Genomic DNA, 1,817 nt, shown 5'->3' on the forward strand with positions numbered 1-1,817 from the left:
GGCTTTTTACTCAAAGCGAACCTAGAATCCCAATTTGACCTGGCTGATGAATTACTTGTCGGCAATATGCTCACGTTTGAAATTGAGTCACCAGATGCAATATCAACATATTTCACTGGGACTTTGTTTGATATCCAATCTGGTTTTGTGTCTGAGCACACCTGTGGTGCAGAGGTGGTCTTAAAGCCTCGCCTTGAGTTACTTAAGCAAACAGAAAAAAGCCAAATCTTTGTACAAGCCAATGTTCAGTCTGTCCTCAATAAGCTGATACAAAAAGCCGGCTATTCACAAGACCGGATAAAATGGCGAGTCACTAAAGATTTACCCACGCTACCGCAGTGCGTACAAGCGCTAGAAAACGACTACACCTTTTTCACCCGACTCTTAGCAAAGTACGGCTTAATTTATTGGTTTGAATGCCATGATTTTATTGAGTCGATAGTGATTGCCGAGGGGAATCTTGCAAGCCCCTATATTGAGCGAGGCTTGCTGTCGGTAACGGATAAAGATGGCCTGGTGCACGAACATGAAACCGGCTTTGTTGGGTTTACGCAGTGCCAAAGCCGCCATCGTTTTAGAATGGGTGGCTCACAAGTGCATATGAATGCCCATCCACCAACCTCGGTCAGCTCGGCCCTGCGTAGCTATTTTGAGCCTGCTGCACAAAATCCCGCTGAGCAATTTGAGCGCACTGGCAATCTCGAGCTTGCCTATCAACAAGGTAAAAATGAAGTCACGCTGGTAGGAAACGTAGCCGAAGCCAATGCCGGTTATTCGTTTTCGTTAAATGGTAAATTGGGCACAGCGAAAGGTGGCGATTATACCTGTATTCGCAGTAAACAGATTTATAAGCAAGGCAGTGCCAATAACCCTAAGCAAGTTGCGCATCATAGCGAGTCGGTGTGTGTACCACGAGGTGAGCCAATACGTATCGCGCCCCCAGAGCATAGCCCCAAGCCGATGGTGTTTACCGCCACAGTGCGCTCGCTGTCGGGGTCAAAGGCCAATCCTCACTTAGATGCACAAGGGCAATATGCCACGCAAGTACATTTTGATAGTCAGGTGACTGAATCGGTAAAGCGCCTCACACAATACGCCTGTCGTGGTCAAAAGCAACCGACAGGGTTACACTTTCCACTGCTGCCAGACAGTAATGTGCTCATCGGTTGTATGAACAACGACCCTGACCAAAGTTACTTGTTAGGGTTTGCGCTTAATGACACGCAACCATCTGTTGTTACTAGCGCCAATAACGCCCAAAACGTGTTGTGCTCTCGCGGCCAAAACCTGTTGATGTTTGATGACACCCCAAAAACCCCGCATATTGTGTTGCAAACCTTAGCGGGCAACCAGCACTTGGTGTTACATGGTGATAAAAAGCAGCCTTATATTCACTGGCTTGCGCAACTTGGCGCAATGAATATTTTTGCAGCCAAAGACATACAACTTGGCAGTGTTAAAAGCGCAATTCGACTACTTACCAATAAAACCTTTATTGCCAGCGCCAAACAACAACTGGCACTGGAGAGTAAAAAGTCGGTGATTGCCGATGCAGCAACCAACCTAGACGTCACCGCCAATCAAATTGACGTCAGCGCCAAACAAGATTTGACCCTTAAGGCGGGTCGCAGTCATCGCAGTGTTATCCAAAGTGATATAAAGCTCAAGGCAGACAATAATCTCACCATCACCGCCCCGGCGGGAAGTCAAATCATTCAAAGCCAAGGCAATATCACGATTAAAGGTAGTGGCTCTGGCAACCTCACCCTTGCCAATGGCGGCAGTGAAATCAGCATTGACTCAAGTGGTAACGTCAA

Annotated in this window: 1 protein-coding gene; it reads left to right on the forward strand. The window is 47.3% G+C overall.

Features of this window, described 5'->3' with window-relative positions; genetic code table 11:
- A partial coding sequence (locus CKO50_RS01880) for a contractile injection system protein, VgrG/Pvc8 family (RefSeq protein WP_255229012.1) occupies nt 1–1,817 on the forward strand: 1,817 nt, incomplete at both ends.

It is taken from the genome of Pseudoalteromonas sp. HM-SA03, from assembly GCF_002289345.1.
Lineage (GTDB): Bacteria > Pseudomonadota > Gammaproteobacteria > Enterobacterales > Alteromonadaceae > Pseudoalteromonas.